This is a genomic window from Synechococcus sp. PCC 6717, assembly GCF_022698185.1.
GTDB classification, from domain to species: domain Bacteria; phylum Cyanobacteriota; class Cyanobacteriia; order Thermosynechococcales; family Thermosynechococcaceae; genus Thermosynechococcus; species Thermosynechococcus lividus.
Map to the genome: position 1 here is coordinate 22858 of NZ_JAKLTV010000003.1, position 15687 is coordinate 38544.

General features: G+C 54.5%; 17 protein-coding genes. 4 read left to right on the forward strand and 13 right to left on the reverse strand.

Going from position 1 to position 15687, the window contains the following annotated elements; all coding sequences use genetic code 11:
* Positions 1-7: 7 nt before the first annotated feature.
* The 10 genes from L5470_RS04295 to L5470_RS04340 form a co-directional block, all read right to left on the reverse strand.
* Complete coding sequence (locus L5470_RS04295) at positions 8-1549, reverse strand: right-handed parallel beta-helix repeat-containing protein (RefSeq protein ID WP_499498372.1); 1542 nt, start codon at positions 1547-1549, stop codon at positions 8-10.
* Positions 1549-1743, reverse strand: coding sequence for a lipopolysaccharide assembly protein LapA domain-containing protein (locus L5470_RS04300; RefSeq protein WP_099798267.1), 195 nt, complete (start codon positions 1741-1743; stop codon positions 1549-1551). Before L5470_RS04300 ends, L5470_RS04295 begins: the two co-directional genes overlap by 1 nt.
* A 3-nt stretch (positions 1744-1746) precedes the next feature.
* Positions 1747-2001, reverse strand: a complete 255-nt coding sequence (locus L5470_RS04305; protein WP_499498375.1) for a hypothetical protein — start codon at positions 1999-2001, stop codon at positions 1747-1749.
* A gap of 226 nt (positions 2002-2227) precedes the next feature.
* Positions 2228-3310 (reverse strand): photosystem II q(b) protein, encoded by a 1083-nt coding sequence (gene psbA, locus L5470_RS04310; protein WP_499498376.1) that lies wholly within the window; start codon positions 3308-3310, stop codon positions 2228-2230.
* Between the two features lie 187 nt (positions 3311-3497).
* Entirely contained in the window at positions 3498-4796 is a 1299-nt protein-coding gene (locus tag L5470_RS04315) for a chloride channel protein (protein ID WP_499498378.1), read from the reverse strand.
* The gene (locus L5470_RS04320) at positions 4778-6319 is read right to left on the reverse strand and encodes a GldG family protein (protein WP_499498380.1); all 1542 of its coding nucleotides are present in this window, start codon (positions 6317-6319) and stop codon (positions 4778-4780) included. Before L5470_RS04320 ends, L5470_RS04315 begins: the two co-directional genes overlap by 19 nt.
* 12 nt (positions 6320-6331) lie before the next feature.
* Complete coding sequence (locus L5470_RS04325; protein WP_198406138.1) at positions 6332-7159, reverse strand: ABC transporter permease; 828 nt, start codon at positions 7157-7159, stop codon at positions 6332-6334.
* Positions 7152-8144: an ABC transporter ATP-binding protein gene (locus L5470_RS04330; protein WP_499498382.1), complete on the reverse strand. Its 993-nt coding sequence runs from the start codon at positions 8142-8144 to the stop codon at positions 7152-7154. The genes L5470_RS04325 and L5470_RS04330 overlap by 8 nt, the downstream gene beginning before the upstream one ends.
* Before the next feature lie 93 nt (positions 8145-8237).
* Positions 8238-9473 carry a site-2 protease family protein gene (locus L5470_RS04335; protein WP_499498384.1) on the reverse strand — a complete coding sequence of 412 codons (1236 nt, stop codon included), beginning with the start codon at positions 9471-9473 and terminating at the stop codon, positions 8238-8240.
* 14 nt (positions 9474-9487) lie between these two features.
* Positions 9488-9979: a universal stress protein gene (locus L5470_RS04340; RefSeq protein ID WP_448513763.1), complete on the reverse strand. Its 492-nt coding sequence runs from the start codon at positions 9977-9979 to the stop codon at positions 9488-9490.
* A gap of 231 nt (positions 9980-10210) precedes the next feature.
* Between L5470_RS04340 and L5470_RS04345 the strand changes: the two genes are divergently transcribed.
* Both L5470_RS04345 and L5470_RS04350 read left to right on the forward strand, forming a co-directional pair.
* Positions 10211-10612: a DUF3110 domain-containing protein gene (locus tag L5470_RS04345; protein WP_099798275.1), complete on the forward strand. Its 402-nt coding sequence runs from the start codon at positions 10211-10213 to the stop codon at positions 10610-10612.
* Positions 10613-10618: 6 nt separating this feature from the next.
* Complete coding sequence (locus tag L5470_RS04350; protein WP_099799813.1) at positions 10619-11695, forward strand: glycosyltransferase family 2 protein; 1077 nt, start codon at positions 10619-10621, stop codon at positions 11693-11695.
* A 4-nt stretch (positions 11696-11699) separates the two neighbouring features.
* On the opposite strand, the gene L5470_RS04355 is transcribed toward L5470_RS04350, so the two are convergent.
* The 3 genes from L5470_RS04355 to folD form a co-directional block, all read right to left on the reverse strand.
* On the reverse strand, positions 11700-12146 hold the full coding sequence (locus L5470_RS04355; protein ID WP_198406217.1) for a divergent PAP2 family protein: 447 nt from the start codon (positions 12144-12146) through the stop codon (positions 11700-11702).
* Positions 12147-12237: 91 nt separating this feature from the next.
* Positions 12238-13164, reverse strand: a complete 927-nt coding sequence (gene crtE / locus L5470_RS04360) for a geranylgeranyl diphosphate synthase CrtE (RefSeq protein ID WP_448513765.1) — start codon at positions 13162-13164, stop codon at positions 12238-12240.
* Between the two features lie 10 nt (positions 13165-13174).
* Positions 13175-14098, reverse strand: a complete 924-nt coding sequence (folD, locus tag L5470_RS04365) for a bifunctional methylenetetrahydrofolate dehydrogenase/methenyltetrahydrofolate cyclohydrolase FolD (protein ID WP_499498387.1) — start codon at positions 14096-14098, stop codon at positions 13175-13177.
* 224 nt (positions 14099-14322) lie between these two features.
* Between folD and L5470_RS04370 the strand changes: the two genes are divergently transcribed.
* Complete coding sequence (locus L5470_RS04370; RefSeq protein WP_448527238.1) at positions 14323-14721, forward strand: DUF3119 family protein; 399 nt, start codon at positions 14323-14325, stop codon at positions 14719-14721.
* Positions 14714-15685 carry a DUF3086 domain-containing protein gene (locus L5470_RS04375; RefSeq protein ID WP_099798279.1) on the forward strand — a complete coding sequence of 324 codons (972 nt, stop codon included), beginning with the start codon at positions 14714-14716 and terminating at the stop codon, positions 15683-15685. Before L5470_RS04370 ends, L5470_RS04375 begins: the two co-directional genes overlap by 8 nt.
* Positions 15686-15687: the final 2 nt, after the last annotated feature.

Sequence of the window (15687 nt, forward strand, 5' to 3'; positions counted from 1 at the left end):
GCCCTCCTCACTCACTGCTGCGAAAGCGATCGCTGGCGCTACCGTACTGCTGCTGCCATGCCTGCCAGCTTAAGGGGGTGCCCTCAAGGTGAAATGGTTGGGGGCGATCGCTCCACCACTGATTGTGCCCTAGGGTGAGGGTCTCGAGAAAGGGGTGCCCCCGTAGGGTGGTTAATAGGAGCTGCTGCTGGGCACCGATGTAGTTGTTCTCTAGCCGCCAATCCTTGGACGTAATGGTGACTGACTCGCCTGTGTCCGGCAGGGTGATCCTGCGGGGGTAGGGATCGCGCACGCCAATTTGTGCCCCTTCATTTTCTATAATCCAGTTGTTGCGTAGGGTCACGGCCTGTGCCGCCCAGCCAAAGACGCCCGGCGTTTGCAAATAGTTGGGAGCAACCGCATAGTTGTAGGCAATCACAGAGTTTTCAACCGTCACTGGCCCCGTTCCCGCCTCAATGAACAGACCAACAACGGCATTGCCGATGAGCTGCGAGCGCCGAATTGCTACCGCCTGATTATCGGTATCCAGCCATAGCCCCGCTGCTTGGTTGGCGATCGCCCGGTAGCGATCAAAGGTCGCCCGCCGCAGATGAAAATACTTTTCACCAGCATCCCAGTCGTAAAAGCCAGCCCATCCCCCCCGCCAGTTATTGCCACTGACCAGTACATCGTGCACCGCCAGATCGCGAATGCCGCCTGCGGCCATCCCCCGCCAGCCATTCTCTAAAAAACGGCTCTGCCGAATGTGGATGCGATCGCTATTGTGCATCTCAAGACCGCCCCAGTTATTGCCCCAAAACGTACAGTTGTGCACCTCAATGTCTTGGCTGCCCTCAATTCGCAATGCTTGGCTAAAGGCACCACCATAATGCTCAAAGCGCAGCCCCACCAAAGCAATATGGGCACTGTTGAGTAACCGCAGCGCCTCACGGTGAATCGCCACCTCTAACACCGCAGGGTCAACCCCCTCTGGCAATGCCACGTACACAACGCCCTGTGCTTCATCCACGTAAAAATCATGACCCATTAGCTCTGCCAAGGCCAGTCGCTGCCGTAGTGGTGCCCCTGCTAACCACACCATCTCCCCCCGCTGAGCCAAGGCCGGCAGCTGAATGTTGTAGGCCGTCCACGGATTACCGGCAGCCCCCCACCGCTGCTGCCATGGATGGCGATACACTTGGATGGCTCCATTTGTACTCACCCATTGCCAGTCTGGCCATTGCATACTTCCCTGCAGACGGACGCGATCGGGGGTCTGAGCCACTAGACGCAGGGGGGTACGATGGTTCTCTAGGGTGCCAAGGGCTTCACGGTAGGTGCCGTTGTGAATGTAAATCTCTACGGGGCGATCGCCATGGTTGTGCGCCCATACCAGAGCCGCCGTAATCGTCCCAAAGGGCTGAGCGGCGGTATGCAAGGAACCATCATTGGCCGCAGGATGATCGGGATTCACCTCCAATCGCAGCGGTGTATGAGCGACGCTCACCAAGGGTAACAGTATTGCCAGCAGCCCCAAAAGAATGACCCAGCAGGTAGGGTGCCACCGCATTACCGGCCGGCACTAGCGATGTAGGGAATCCACAGTGCCAAAACCGCCACTAGAACTAATAAAACCCCTAGGGGCAACTGAATGGATTGCCACGCTAAAAATCGTAGGGATACGGCGGTTGCATTTTGCACCGAAAACACGGCGATCGCCCCAGTCGTCACCATAAACAGCAAAAAAAGCAGCAGACGGCGCATCCTTTACTTTCCTTCAGCTCTTTCAGCCTCACGAATCATTTGCTCGGTTTTATGGTAGCGGTTATAGGTAGAAAAGCCCGTAAACAGCCCCTTAAAGAACGTATCAAGTTGCTCGCGACTGGAAGCACTGGCCGTACTCAGCGGTGCTGGCAAAAAGCGATCGCCAAAGCCAACAAACACCAACCCAACAAGAATAACCGGAAGGATGAAATCTTTGATTCGCATCGAACTGCCCTCCACTGAATCGTTGATATACATAGCTTGCCCCCTTGCAGCCGCAATGATGACCTCATGGTTGGTGCTCAGCTTACTGGCGCAAACATTCCCTGCCACTCTGGCTGGAGTATGCCGAAGGGACTTGATAGCTAGTATTCCCTCGATCATAACGATAGTTGTCAGAAATCAGAGATAGGCCAAATTGCCAAAARAAAACCGCCCCTCCAGAGAGAGACGGTTTGCTAGCTAACTAGGCAAATGTTGTGAATTAGCCGTTGATGCTCGGGGCAATCATGGCCACAGGAGCAGACTCAGCACTGGCCAAGTCAAGGGGGAAGTTGTGAGCATTGCGCTCGTGCATCACTTCCATCCCCAAGTTGGCACGGTTGATCACGTCAGCCCAAGTGTTGATCACATTTCCTTGAGCATCCACCACAGAGTGGTTGAAGTTGAACCCGTTCAGGTTGAAGGCCATGGTGCTGATCCCCAGAGCGGTGAACCAGATACCGATAACCGGCCAAGCAGCTAAGAAGAAGTGCAGTGCACGGCTGTTGTTGAAGCTGGCGTATTGGAAGATCAAGCGACCAAAGTAACCGTGGGCAGCCACGATGTTGTAGGTCTCTTCTTCTTGACCAAATTTGTAACCGTAGTTTTGCGACTCGGTTTCGGTGGTTTCACGAATCAGGCTGGAGGTCACCAAGGACCCGTGCATGGCGGAGAACAGAGCGCCACCAAAGACACCGGCCACACCCAACTGGTGGAAGGGGTGCATTAGGATGTTGTGCTCTGCTTGGAACACCAACATGAAGTTGAAGGTACCGGAGATACCGAGGGGCATACCATCGGAGAAGCTGCCTTGACCAATGGGGTAGATCAAGAACACAGCGGTAGCAGCAGCCACAGGCGCAGAGTAGGCAACACAAATCCAAGGACGCATCCCCAGACGGTAGCTGAGTTCCCACTCACGACCCATGTAGCAGAACACGCCAATCAAGAAGTGGAAGATGATTAGCTGGTAAGGGCCACCGTTGTAAAGCCACTCATCGAGAGAGGCGGCTTCCCAGATGGGGKAGAAGTGCAAGCCAATGGCGTTACTGGAGGGCACCACAGCACCGGTGATGATGTTGTTGCCATAGATCAACGATCCAGCAACAGGTTCACGGATGCCATCGATGTCCACCGGCGGAGCAGCGATAAAGGCAATCACAAAGCAAGCAGTAGCAGCGAGCAGAGTGGGGATCATCAACACGCCGAACCAACCCACGTAGAGGCGGTTGTTGGTGCTGGTGACCCAGCTGCAGAATTGCTCCCACAGGTTCAGTTGCTCGCGACGTTGTAAAACAGTCGTCATAATGATAAGTCCTGTTGAACAAAATGAATGAATGTTACAAGTCCGTCTCAGGAATAAAATGCGCACCACGAGAGGGTCTCAGGGCTGCATCTCAGCTTTATGAGCCGGAATGTAACTTTATATTAATCAGATCCTGACCAGATTGTAAAGGGTTGTATCTGAATTTTGTATTTTATTAATGTTTCTCTCAGGGATCGTTTAAGGGAGCATCGCTGCGGGACTGCTGACTGGCGATCCAGGCGATCGGGAGGGTACACAGATAGCTCGTCAGGGTTGCGGTGGTGATCAGGGGCAGCATGGCGGTGTGAGAAATCACCGAGAGAATCACGGCTAAGCTTAGAGGGGKTTTCGTCACCGCGACGGTCACTGCCGCCATGGTGTCAACTAGAGCCACACTGACAGGGATCGCCGGCAATACTTGATGGATAGCCATGCCAACACAGGAGCCAACAAAGAGTAAGGGAAAGACGACACCGCCACGGAACCCACCATGGAGACACAGACTTAGTGCCACAATTTTGAAAAAGGCAGCCCCTAAGAGAGTTTGGGCACTATAGCGCGTCCCCATTTGTAGAATTTGCTCAATTTGCCGCTCGCCATAAAACAGAGTAATGGGGTAGAGCAGAGCAATCAGGCCAATGAGAAAGCCTACCGCTACAATCAAAATGAGAGGATGCGGTTGGTACGGAGCCAGCCATCGCCCTAGGAGCCGATGCACAACGATAAAGACTACGCCCACCGCTGCCCCAATGATGCCAAGGGCGATCGATGTGCCAATATCCTGAGGGCGTAAGGCATCGTAAGGAGGAAAGCGATAAATACTACCGATGGTGGTGCCAGTGATCACCCGAAACAGGGTAAAACCACAAAAGGCGGAAATGAGTGCGGGAATAATCGCCTCATAAAACTCTAAACTACGCCGATGGGGTACCTCCAGAACAAAAAGGGTTGCCCCTAGAGGAGTGTTAAAAAATMCCCCCATYCCAGCCGCCATTCCACAGAGGGTGAGGATGCGCCCCACGGCTGCTGACACCTGTAAGCGAGTTGCTAACCAACTGCCAAGACCCCCATTAATATCAATGATTGGACTTTCAGGCCCAGCACTACTGCCAAACAGTAAGGAGAGCCATGAGGCTAAGGCCATCCCCGGAATGTAGCGATAGCTGAGCTTGCCATCCCGATGTAACTCAGCAACAGCATCGGTGAGACCCCCCGTGGCTCCGAAAAATTTGACAGACAACCCCACCAAGAGGCCGCCCGTGGCAGTAATCAGGGGAATGTAGGGGTAGAGATGCTCCCAGGTTCTAATACTGACTAGGTTTGGTGCGGTGTCCCATAGGAGGGCAAACCCCCCTGTCAGAACCTGATAAAAGGCGGTGGAGACTAGGCCACCAAGGATCCCCACCAGTAGTGCGTAGAGCAGCAGGTGAGTATAGGGGAGGGAGGTTCGTGCCATAAAATTCACGGTTAGCGTCGCCGCCACCACAGGAACACCGCTAGGCCAAACCCCAGCAGCGGTAACAAAAAGACAGCACTAATCTCGATCCAGCGGCTGGTAGCCACGTTGAGTTGCAGGCGACGATTGGTGGTTTGGCGGGGGCGCAAARACAGTGCCTGCTGGTCGCGATCGCCCAACCAAAGCACAGAATTAACGAATAGGTCGCTGTTAATCCCTTGGTAGGCAATCACGCCATCGGTGGCAAATTCGGAATCCCCAAAGACAACCAAACGTGCCTGTTTGGCTGGCTCTTCACTGAGGGTGCGAGTAATGGCCACGGCCAACGGCAGCGGTCCGAGGGTATCCACCCCTTCTGTAAATTCGAGATTTCCAGACTGCCAGTCGGTTTCCGCCCAAGTTTGCGAGCCGGAGAGGGCAAGCTCAACAATATCGTCATCCTTGACTGGCTCAATGCGAATGGCCTGAGCCCGAGGAAAGACGCTAGGGCCTTGGGCAAATCGTTGGGTAATCGGGTGATTGCCATAGGTGGTAACAATAATCGTGTCAGGCCCCAAGCCGACCTGCTGACCAACTCCAGAGCCATCAATAACCCAGCGGTTATCGAGGGTTAGCCCCCAGTCCTTGAGCAGATCTGCTAGTCCCACATTGACATCCACATCCAGCATTAGCAGCAGGCTGCCGCCGCGATTCAAATAGTTCTTGAGCAGGTCTTCCTCAAGGCGCAAAAAGGGCTGCCGTGGGCCTGCTACCACAATTACGTTGGCATCCTCAGGAACCTTGCCTTTTTCCAAAAGATTGAGGGGTAGAAGTTCAACATCCCGCTGCTCAAGGAGCTTAGCGACTTCTGATAGACTGGCGGAGCCACCCGTGAGGGGGAGTTCATTGTGCCCGGTTGTAAAGTAGGCGGTAACAGTGCGATCGCTCGTGACGCGAATCAGTGCTGGGGTGAGGTTACTTTCGGAGAGGTCTTCGTCAATGCGCTGGGTTTTTGTACCGGCTTTAACGATCACCTGCCCCACCTGAGTGACGTTGTACTCGCGCGCAAGGCTGGGTTGAGCTTGGGGGTCAACGAATTCAAAGGAAAACTGGTTGTTGGCGTGGCGACGGTATTGCTCTAGCAAGAGGCGATCGCGACTGGCGGCATTGGTATCAAAAACCAAGACCTGTACGGGCTCTTTGAGGTTTTGCAACACATCGCGGGTTTCAACCGCAAGGGTAAAGGATTGGTTTTCAGTGAGATCAATGTCAACACTATAGCGATTACCGAGAACATTCACGACCCCCAACAGGGCGATGACGGCCACCACGGTGAGGATGGCGTTGGTACTCATCTGGGTAGAGCGCCGTCCCCAAAACCCTCCTGAGACACGGCTTTGCAAAATGAGCCACAACAGTAGTGCGCCCGCCCCTACACTTAATAGGGTGAGGGGCACCCAGTCCCAGCGATCGCTGACGATTCCCGCTGTTGCTCCTGCGATAAGACATAGGGGTGCCACCCACAGAAGGGCAGTGGACACTGCTGCTGAGGAACCAAGGGCAAAGCGCTTCATAAGATTGACCCCCTAATTCCGTTGGTAGCGAAATGCATCAATGGACTGTGCCGTTAGGAAGATCCCTAAAAAGATATAGCTGCCAAAGACTACTAGGCTGCTCGTGCGAAAAACCCCGCGGGTTAGGGTTGAGAAATGTTCGATGGGGGAGAGGTAGGTAAGCACCTCACTGAGGGTGCCGCCGGTATTCTTCGCCAAAATATCTAGAGTCCAGAGGATCAGTAACACAGCAAAGCCAAGAATAGCGGCCAAAATGGTGCTGTCGGTGAGGGAGGATAAAAACATTCCCAAGGCTAAAATGGCCGCTGCCAACAGGAGCAAGCCACCATTCCCGGCAAGAATTAGCCACGGCGAGAGGGGGGGAGTACTACTTTGCAGGGTCACAAACTGATAGACCACAAGGGGAAGCAACAGGGTGGCATAAAAGGTCAATACCGCCAAGAGCTTGCCCGTGGCTACGCTCCAGTTGGTAATAGGGGACGTAGCCAATAGCTCAAGGGTGCCGCGCTTACGCTCTTCGGTGTAGAGTCCCATCGAGAGCATGGGCAAAATCACTTGGGAAATGGAACCAAGTAGTCCTAAAAAACTTTCCAGAATTAATTTTGGTACATCCACTGCTTGGGAGGGTGCGCCAAATTGTTGTTGCAGTAGGTCCTGCTGCGCCACTTGGTTAATGATGGTGGTCATCACCACAATGAAAAAGAGACCGCTCAGCAGCCAGAAGACTCCAGCAATTACATAGTAAAAGGGAGCGGTGAAGTAGCTTTGCAACTCACGGCGATAGATGGCCAAAATGTTGGCGATGATCATACGGCCACGGTGGAGTAAGCGGTTAGGCATCGGCATCCTCCACGATGGGTGGCTCAGCCGGGGTGGGGGCTGCGGCAGCAGGAGCAACATCGTCGGTCGTGAGTTTGAGGAATACGTCTTCAAGGTTGGCGTGGGAGCGGCGCATCTCGTAGAGTTGAATACCATTTTGGATGAGGAGGGTGGCCAAATCGGCTCCAATTTCCTCAGGACTGCTGATGTGGAGTTGCTGCCGCGGCTGGTCTGGAGTGCCAAGCCAGTTGACGTTTTGCAGCTGGGGCATCTGAGTTAGCAGGGTTTGGATGTGCTGGCGATCGCCCACGAGTTCGAGATCGTAGGTGTAGCTGCTGCTGAGCTGCTGCATTAACTCATCCAGTTTGCCGATGCCGGCTACCTCGCCTTTGTTGATAATGACGGCGCGATCGCAGGTCATACTCACTTCTGCCAAAATATGGGTCGAAAGAATGACCGTATGCTGTCCGGCAAGGGTTTGGATGAGATGGCGCACTTCAATAATTTGCCGGGGATCGAGTCCTACGGTGGGTTCATCCAGAATAATGGCCGGCGGGTCGTGAACAATGGCTTGGGCAATCCCCACCCGCTGCCGATACCCTTTTGAGAGCTTGCGAATAATCGTATGTTGGCAATCAAGAAGGCCACAGCTTTTGAGGGCATAGTTGACCCGCTGAGGGCGATCGCCGGCGCTGACCCCCTTAATACGAGCCACAAAATGCAAATATCCGGCAACCGTCATTTCGGTGTAAAGGGGCGGATGTTCCGGCAGATAGCCAATGCGCTGCCGCACGGCCATCGGGTCGGTGTGAACCTCATGTCCAGCAATGGCTGCAGTGCCACTGGTTGCGGGCAAATACCCTGCCAAAATGCGCATCGTCGTGGTTTTACCAGCACCGTTGGGGCCGAGAAGTCCCAAAATTTCCCCCGTGGCTGCCGTAAAGCTGACGTCGCGCAAGGCAGCCGTTGTTCCGTACACTTTGGTCAGGTGCTCAACCTGAATCATGGCGTCGCCTCAACTAAGCGTGTTCGTCGCTACGGGAAGCACTGGAACACGATCATACCGCCTTTTTTGATGAACTACCCCGCTGGTCGGGTTTCAATCGGCAGGGGGCAGCGGATCACTACTCTGCAATTGCAGGGCGGTGCGCGCCACTTCGAGGAGCTGTAGCTCTGGTGGATAGTGGGTTTGCTTCCTCAGGAGTTGTAGTTCCTGTTTGCTGAGCTGCCAGCCCAGCTGACTGGCCAGTGCCGCCATCACATCGGCGCGATCAATCACCCCCGCCACCGCTGCCGCTGGGGAGAGCACCGTTAAAAATTGCTGCTCTTTCTCTTCAAGGGTACAGACTACGGTGGCCAAGGAGTCAGATTCCCGCACGGTGGCGATCGCTGCCAAGGGTACGGCTAATTGTTCGATGGGGGTTTGCTCCCACATACTGCGCTCAATGTGGTTCAGGGCTTGGGGCGCCAACAGCCCACGGTAGCGGCCATCGGTGGCCACAAAATAGGCGGTCGGTTGGCGATCCGCTAAGAGGAGGTAGCGATCGGCAAATTCCCGCAGGGACAGGGTGCCATCCACAACCCGATAGTCCCGAGACATGGCCGCCGCCGCCGTTAGCTTCAGCAAGCCTTCTTGGAGGCGACTGAGACGATGGTAAATCGTAGCATTTTGCAGCGCAAACCACCCCAATAGACCAATCCACAAACCGTTGCCACTGCCTAAGAGCMCCCCCGCCAGCCCCAGACTCATGGCGAGCCAGCCCAGCACCTGACCGGAGCGCGCCGCCCAGCGAATCCCCTGAAAGCGGCTGCCGGTGAGTTTCCAAACCCCCGCCTTGAGAATTTGCCCCCCATCAAGGGGGAGCCCGGGCAAGAGGTTAAACAGCGCCAACACAAAATTAATTCTGGCAAGGTACAGCAGTAGTTCCTGCAGGGGACTCCCCGCAGGCAATGGCACTGCTGCGAGCCGCAGCACCACGAACAGCCCAAAACTCACCAGTGGGCCAGCGATCGCCACCTGAAATGCTTGGGCAGGCGTTGCCGATTCTCGCTCAATCGCAGCCATCCCCCCAAACAAAAAGAGGGTAATTGAGCGAACGGTAATGCCTTGCGAGCGAGCAGCCAAACTGTGCCCCAACTCGTGTAGCAGCACCGAGCCAAACAATAGCAGTGAAATGAGGAACCCCATACCCCACGCCAAGGCTCCCCACTCAGGGTAGGTGGCCTGCCAGTCACTTCCATTGAGAAACGCAAATAAAAGGATGACAATAAACCACGAGCGATCAATGCGCAGTGGAATTCCGAAGACGTTGCCAACTTGCCAGCTTTGTCCCATGCTGAGTAACCTGCTTAGGGATTCGGACGTTGAATCGCGAGCACTGAGCAGTGGGCATTGTGTAAAACGTAGTTACTGACGCTCCCCAAGAAGAACTCACTCAGCCCTTTGAGTCCCCGTCGTCCCACAACAATGAGATCGCTTTGCCAGTCTTTAGCCAAATCACAAATGGCGCGGCCAGCATCCCCCAAGGCTTGCGTGAATTCAGTGGCAACCCCTTTATCTGTGGCCACTTGGGTCAAATGCCGCAGCATATCTAACCCTTTTTGCTCAAAGCTCTCCCACTGTTCGGCGTAGGCACGCATCACTTCCTCATGCAGCCCCACATAAACCCCCGACGCCAGCGGCGTTGTGAAAATTGGATCCGGATAGGACTCGCTGGTGGGGGACAAAACATGAATGAGCATCATTTGGGCTTGATAGTGTAAAGCCAAATCTAAAGCCGTTTGAAAGACTGATTCTCCTAATTCAGTGTCGTCCACCGCAACCAAAATTTTTTTGTACATGATGGATCACGCTCCTTTGGCGTTAGCGATCGCCCCCTACCTCTAGCTTAGTTGATGTTAGGGGGGGATTCTATGGCCAACAGCGATGGGCTTTTGTGGATATTATTTGCAAGACGTTACAACCTATTAAGCTAACATCGGCGATTAACCATTCAGAACTTAGTGGATGAAACTGATGTAAGGGAGCCAAAATCGGTATAATCGCTGTTGAGATTTCAGGGGCGAATCGTTATGCAAGTTTATGTCTTGCTCTACAATCCCGGTACCGCAAATGAGGGTATTCATTCGCTGCAACTGGGCGATCGCAACCTAATTCTCATGTTTGAGTGCGCCGATGATGCTGAGCGCTATGGGTTGCTCTTAGAAGCACAGGATTTTCAACGTCCTAGTGTGGTTGGAATTGATGCCAAGGAAGTGGAAGAGTTTTGTCAAGCCTCAGGTTACGAATGCCATTTAGTGCCTAGGGGGTTTGTGCCAACGAACGATGCTGAGCGGTTATTCTTGACTCCACCGGAGCGCAATGTGGCTGAAACCGACTGGGAGGTTGAAAACCGAGTACCGCCCGCCGCGGAGAGTGAATTTTCGGAAAAAGAGCTAAACCGTCTGCGTCAACAACTTGAAAAGTTACTGTAGGTGGCCATGCCGCAGGTCTCCGCCTGTTTGATCGTCAAAAATGAAGCCACAAATCTTCAGCGGTGCTTGGCGAGTGTGCAGCCTGTTGTGGATGAAATCGTGGTGGTGGATACCGGCTCAACGGATGATACGGTGGCGATCGCCCGTCAGTTTACAGAGAAGCTCTACACCCTACCGTGGCGCGATGATTTTGCAGCGGCGCGTAACTATTCCCTAGACCAAGCCAGCGGTGAGTGGATTCTGGTACTGGATGCCGACGAAGTCCTTGTGTGCCTCAGTGATACCTCCTTGAGGGAGCAGTTAGCCGCAGCGCCCAGCGTACAGGCGTACCAACTGTTGCGCCGTGAAATTGGCACAGGGGAGCAGTTTTCAGATTTTGCCATTGTGCGCCTCTTTCGCAACCTGCCCACCCTCCGCTATCAGGGGCGTTTTCATGAGCAATTGGTCTCTTCAGGATCTGCCCCCATCACTATCGGATCCCTCACAACTTTCAGAATTGATCACTACGGCTATCAGCCGGCCCAGATTCAGGCAAAGATGCGCGATCGCAATATCCCCATTTTGGAGCGCATCCGTGCCAGCGAAGGGCTGAGCCTGAGCTTACTGTTTGCCTTGGCGGACATGTACAACGCCGTCAATAACCCTAGTGCTGCGGAAGATTGCTTTAATGAACTCTTTGAGCGCCTATTTCCCCACCTCCTGAGTGGCCAACTCCCGCCAGAGGTGCCCGGCTCCCTGCCAGAAATTCTCCATCAACTGGGGCGACGCTTACTGGCGGCGGAAGAACACGAGGCGCTGCAATTGCTCTGTCAGCAAAGCCTGATCTGGTTCCCTACCTATCCTCCCCTCAACCACTTAGCAGGGTGCTGGCTAATGGCCTTAGGCTTTCCCCTTGGTGCCACTGCCTATTTTGAGTACTGCCTCGAGATGGGGCGCACCAATCGCTACAGCAAGCAGATGCCTTTTCCCTTGGACTACGTGGGCGAACGTGCTGCCCAGCAGTTGGCGCTGGCTTACCAAGCCTTGCAGGAGACTGAGCGCTCACGATACTACACTGAGCTAGCCCAAAGCCTGAAGAGTTGAGCCTCTAGGTTGCCACCCAGGCGATCGCCACCCCCAGCGCAGAGCCAGCAATCACTTGAATGGGGGTATGGCCAAGAAGTTCCTTGAGTCGGGCTTCTGCTAATTCGTGCCCTTCTTGGAAAAATTCTTCGACAATCTGGTTGAGGATGCGCGCTTGCTTGCCGGCGGCTTGGCGCACACCGGCTGCATCGTACATCACAATAAAGGCAAAGACCAGGGCAATGGCAAATTCAACACTACTCCAGCCTCGCTGCAACCCTACGCTCGTGGCTAAGGCCGTCACTAAGGCAGAGTGAGAACTAGGCATGCCGCCAGTTTCCACCAACACCCGGAAGTTCAGCTTACGATGCTTGGCAATATCCAACAGCAGCTTGAGGGTTTGGGCGATCGCACTAGCCGCCAAGGCCACCCAGAGAACATGGTTAGACAACAGCTCGCGGAGAGTATCCATCATCGTTGCGGACAAAGGTCTGCGCCCATCCTACCGTGTTGTGCCTCTATGAACTACCCTACCCTACGGATTGGGTGTTCTGTGACACCCGTTAATGGCTACGGGCAGTAATATAGTCGGCGATCGCCTGCAAGGGCACCGCAGCCTCACCGTAAAGTGCCAACTCTGCCTTCGCCTCCGCCACCAAGCGCTCAGCTTCTTGGCGGGATTTGTCTAGCCCCCATAGCCGAGGATAGGTCATTTTCTGCGCCGTCACATCCTTGCCAGCGGTTTTACCCAGCACATCCCGGGTCGAGGTAATGTCGAGAATATCGTCAATGATTTGAAAGGCCAGACCAATGTTGGCGGCATAGCGAGACAGCCGCTTGAGCGTTGCTTCATCCGCCCCAGTCAAGAGTGCGCCTGAGAGCACCGCAGCCTCTAGCAGTGCCCCCGTTTTATGGGAGTGGATAAAGTGCAGGGTCTCAACACCAATATTTGTTTTCCCTTCACACTCTAGATCGACAACTTGCCCACCCACTAACCCCGTCGCTGCCACCGCGTGACCCAAGCGGGCAACAATTTTTAGCAAATATTCCGCAGGCACATTTTTGGTCTGCTCAACCACATACTCAAAGGCGTAAGCAAGCAGCCCATCCCCAGCCAAAATCGCAATGTCTTCGCCGTACACCTTATGGTTCGTGAGTTTGCCCCGCCGATAGTCATCATTGTCCATTGCTGGCAGATCATCATGGATGAGGGACATGGTGTGAATCATCTCCAAGGCACAGGCCGTGGGCATGGCCATGGCGATCGTCCCCCCCAGTAACTCACAGGTTGCCAAGCAGAGGATGGGGCGCAAGCGCTTGCCACCCGCCATGAGGGAATAGCGCATGGCATTGTATATTTTTTCGGGGTACGTCACAGGCAGGGAAGACTCCAACGCCGCTTCCACTAGGGCTTGCCGTTCTTTCAGGTAGGCCTTAAGGTCAAAGTTGCTAGCAGCGTTGCGAACGTGGGGGGGGTCGGCGGAAATCATTGGGGTCTCCTCATCGTGCAGGCTGGTCTGTAGGGGACAACTGGAGTAACTGCGCTGGCTGATTGTGCCGGCGACAATAGCTCCATACTGTATTGTGCAACAACATGGCCACGGTCATCGGACCAACCCCGCCGGGAACAGGGGTAATGTAACTAGCCACTTGACAGGCAGCATCATAGTCCACATCGCCCCACAGGCTAAATTTACCATCTGGGCGTTGAATACGATTAATGCCAACATCAATAACAATGGCACCGTGGCGAATCATGTCTGCGGTAATGCAGCGGGGACGACCGATCGCCGTCACTAAAATTTCGGCACTGCGAGTCACCTCAGCTAGGTTACGGGTGCGCGAGTGGGCGATCGCCACCGTTGCATCGGCATTTAAGAGCATCAGGGCAAGAGGCTTGCCCACTAAAATACTGCGCCCCACCACCACCGCTTGCCGACCCGCCACTTCAATCCCGTAGGCCGCTAGCAATTGCATCACCCCAGCAGGGGTACAACTGCGCAACCCCGGCTCATCGCGCACAAGACGACCTAAATTGTCAGGGTGGAGGCCATCGACATCCTTATCGGGGTGAATGGCGTAGAGCAGAGGGCGCGCATCCAAGTGAGGCGGCAGCGGCAATTGTAGCAAAATACCATCTACCCGCTCATCATGGTTGAGATCGGTGATCTTAGCCAAGAGGTCAGCTTCGGATGTCCGGGCGGGCAAGTGAGCACCAAAGGAGCGAATCCCAACCCGTTCACAGGCCTGCTCCTTGGCGCGAACGTAAACAGCACTAGCGGGGTCATCGCCAACCCTGAGAACCGCTAGCCCCGGTGCCCGCCCCAACTGTGGCTTTAGGGTTTGTACGTGTGCCGCCAGCTTCGCCTCAATAGACTGGGCTAAGGTTTTACCGTTGAGGCAGGTGGGGATATGCTCAGCCAAGGTGAATCCCATCCAAAGAATGACATCAAAGTGCAGCGATCAGCAGTGGTACGGCACCGTAACCAGACCACGGACATCACCGTAGTTTACACTACCAACTGTTGCCCTTTCTAGCCTTGGGGCTGTGCCGTTCGTGTCCAATACCGTAGGTGCTGGCAGGCGTTGGTTTGCCAATGCTTGACAATGTAAGTAAGTATGACCCAACAGAAGGGAGGACATCCCCAATGCAAGCAACAACCACGACAGTTCGTTTGGCTCCGACCTTTGCTGTACCGGTGGGCGTACTGCTGCTGAGTGTGCCCCTTTGGTACCTGAAGTGGTGGTTAGGGTTGCCGGTATCGCTGTTCAGTCTGTTTTTGGCCGTGCAAGCAGCTACCCTACGGCTGGACTTTACAGCGACAGCCCTTGAAGTGTATCGCGGCAGCCAGCAAATTCGGCAGTTTCCCTACCAGCAGTGGCAGCACTGGGAGGTTTTTTGGCCACGGCTGCCCATCCTGTTTTATTTCCGTGAGGTCAAGAGTATCCACTTCTTGCCGATTCTGTTTGATGCCAAAACTTTAGTACAATGCCTGCAAGAACGCTGCCCACGTACGGCCTTTATTCCCCCTGCTCGCAATGACTGATGAACCCACCTTGACCCCAGACCTAACTGAGTCCGCTGCTGAGGCACAGGAGGCGGAACTGGCTACGCTTGCGGCACGGCGGGATGCACTCAAAGAGGAAATTCAAGCGCTTGAAGCAGCATTCCATCGTCTTGCTCACCGTTGTTGCCAGGATCTTGAAGAGAAGCAACAAGCCCTGCAACTCACTATCGAACAGTTGGAGCGACGCAAGGAGCGTATTGAGCAGGAACTGCGCCAAAATTTTGTTGGTGCATCTCAGGAAATGGCTATCCGGGTGCAAGGGTTTAAGGAGTTCCTCGTGAACAGTATGCAGGATTTAGCTGCAACGGTGGAGGAACTACAACTGCTGCCAGCCCCTGCCCCAGCAGCAGAGCATGAAACACCGCCCGCTGCAACTTCCCCCCCGAAATTGGTGTTGGATGAGGGGTTTCAGGAGGAAACTAGCCGCATTAAGCACCTCCTAGAGCAGTACCAAACGAACCCCAATTACTATGGCCCGCCTTGGCAGCTACGGCGCACCTTTGAGCCGTTACACGCGCAGCGAGTGGAAAGTTGGTTTTTTGATTTAGGGGGGCGGGGTGCCCTGCGATCGCTCCCAAGTCGGCTGCAAAATATCCTTGTGGCCTCGGCAATTATTTCGATTTTGCGGGATTTTTACGGCGACATGCTGCGGGTGCTGGTCTTGGCAGACTCTCCCGAGCGTTTGGGAGACTGGCGGCGGGGGCTGCAAGACTGTTTAGGCATCAACCGCCAAGACTTTGGCCCTGAGCGGGGGGTGGCGCTGTTTGAGTCTGCGGATGCATTGGCCTTCCGCGCCGATCGCCTTGAACAAGAGGACTATCTCCCCCTGATTTTAATTGACGACTCCCAAGAGAAGGTGAGTTTATCGCTGCTTCAGTATCCACTCCTGTTGGGGTTTGCTCCCGAACCCCAGTTGCGTCGCACGAATGAGTTTTTTGAATAGGA

Coding starts and splice junctions, on each gene's coding strand:
- L5470_RS04295 (WP_499498372.1), bottom strand. CDS start 1,549: ATGCGGTGGCACCCTACCTGCTGGGTCATTCTTTTGGGGCTGCTGGCA.
- L5470_RS04300 (WP_099798267.1), bottom strand. CDS start 1,743: ATGCGCCGTCTGCTGCTTTTTTTGCTGTTTATGGTGACGACTGGGGCG.
- L5470_RS04305 (WP_499498375.1), bottom strand. CDS start 2,001: ATGTATATCAACGATTCAGTGGAGGGCAGTTCGATGCGAATCAAAGAT.
- L5470_RS04325 (WP_198406138.1), bottom strand. CDS start 7,159: ATGCCTAACCGCTTACTCCACCGTGGCCGTATGATCATCGCCAACATT.
- L5470_RS04330 (WP_499498382.1), bottom strand. CDS start 8,144: ATGATTCAGGTTGAGCACCTGACCAAAGTGTACGGAACAACGGCTGCC.
- L5470_RS04340 (WP_448513763.1), bottom strand. CDS start 9,979: ATGTACAAAAAAATTTTGGTTGCGGTGGACGACACTGAATTAGGAGAA.
- L5470_RS04345 (WP_099798275.1), top strand. CDS start 10,211: ATGCAAGTTTATGTCTTGCTCTACAATCCCGGTACCGCAAATGAGGGT.
- L5470_RS04350 (WP_099799813.1), top strand. CDS start 10,619: ATGCCGCAGGTCTCCGCCTGTTTGATCGTCAAAAATGAAGCCACAAAT.
- L5470_RS04355 (WP_198406217.1), bottom strand. CDS start 12,146: ATGGATACTCTCCGCGAGCTGTTGTCTAACCATGTTCTCTGGGTGGCC.
- crtE (WP_448513765.1), bottom strand. CDS start 13,164: ATGATTTCCGCCGACCCCCCCCACGTTCGCAACGCTGCTAGCAACTTT.
- L5470_RS04370 (WP_448527238.1), top strand. CDS start 14,323: ATGCAAGCAACAACCACGACAGTTCGTTTGGCTCCGACCTTTGCTGTA.
- L5470_RS04375 (WP_099798279.1), top strand. CDS start 14,714: ATGACTGATGAACCCACCTTGACCCCAGACCTAACTGAGTCCGCTGCT.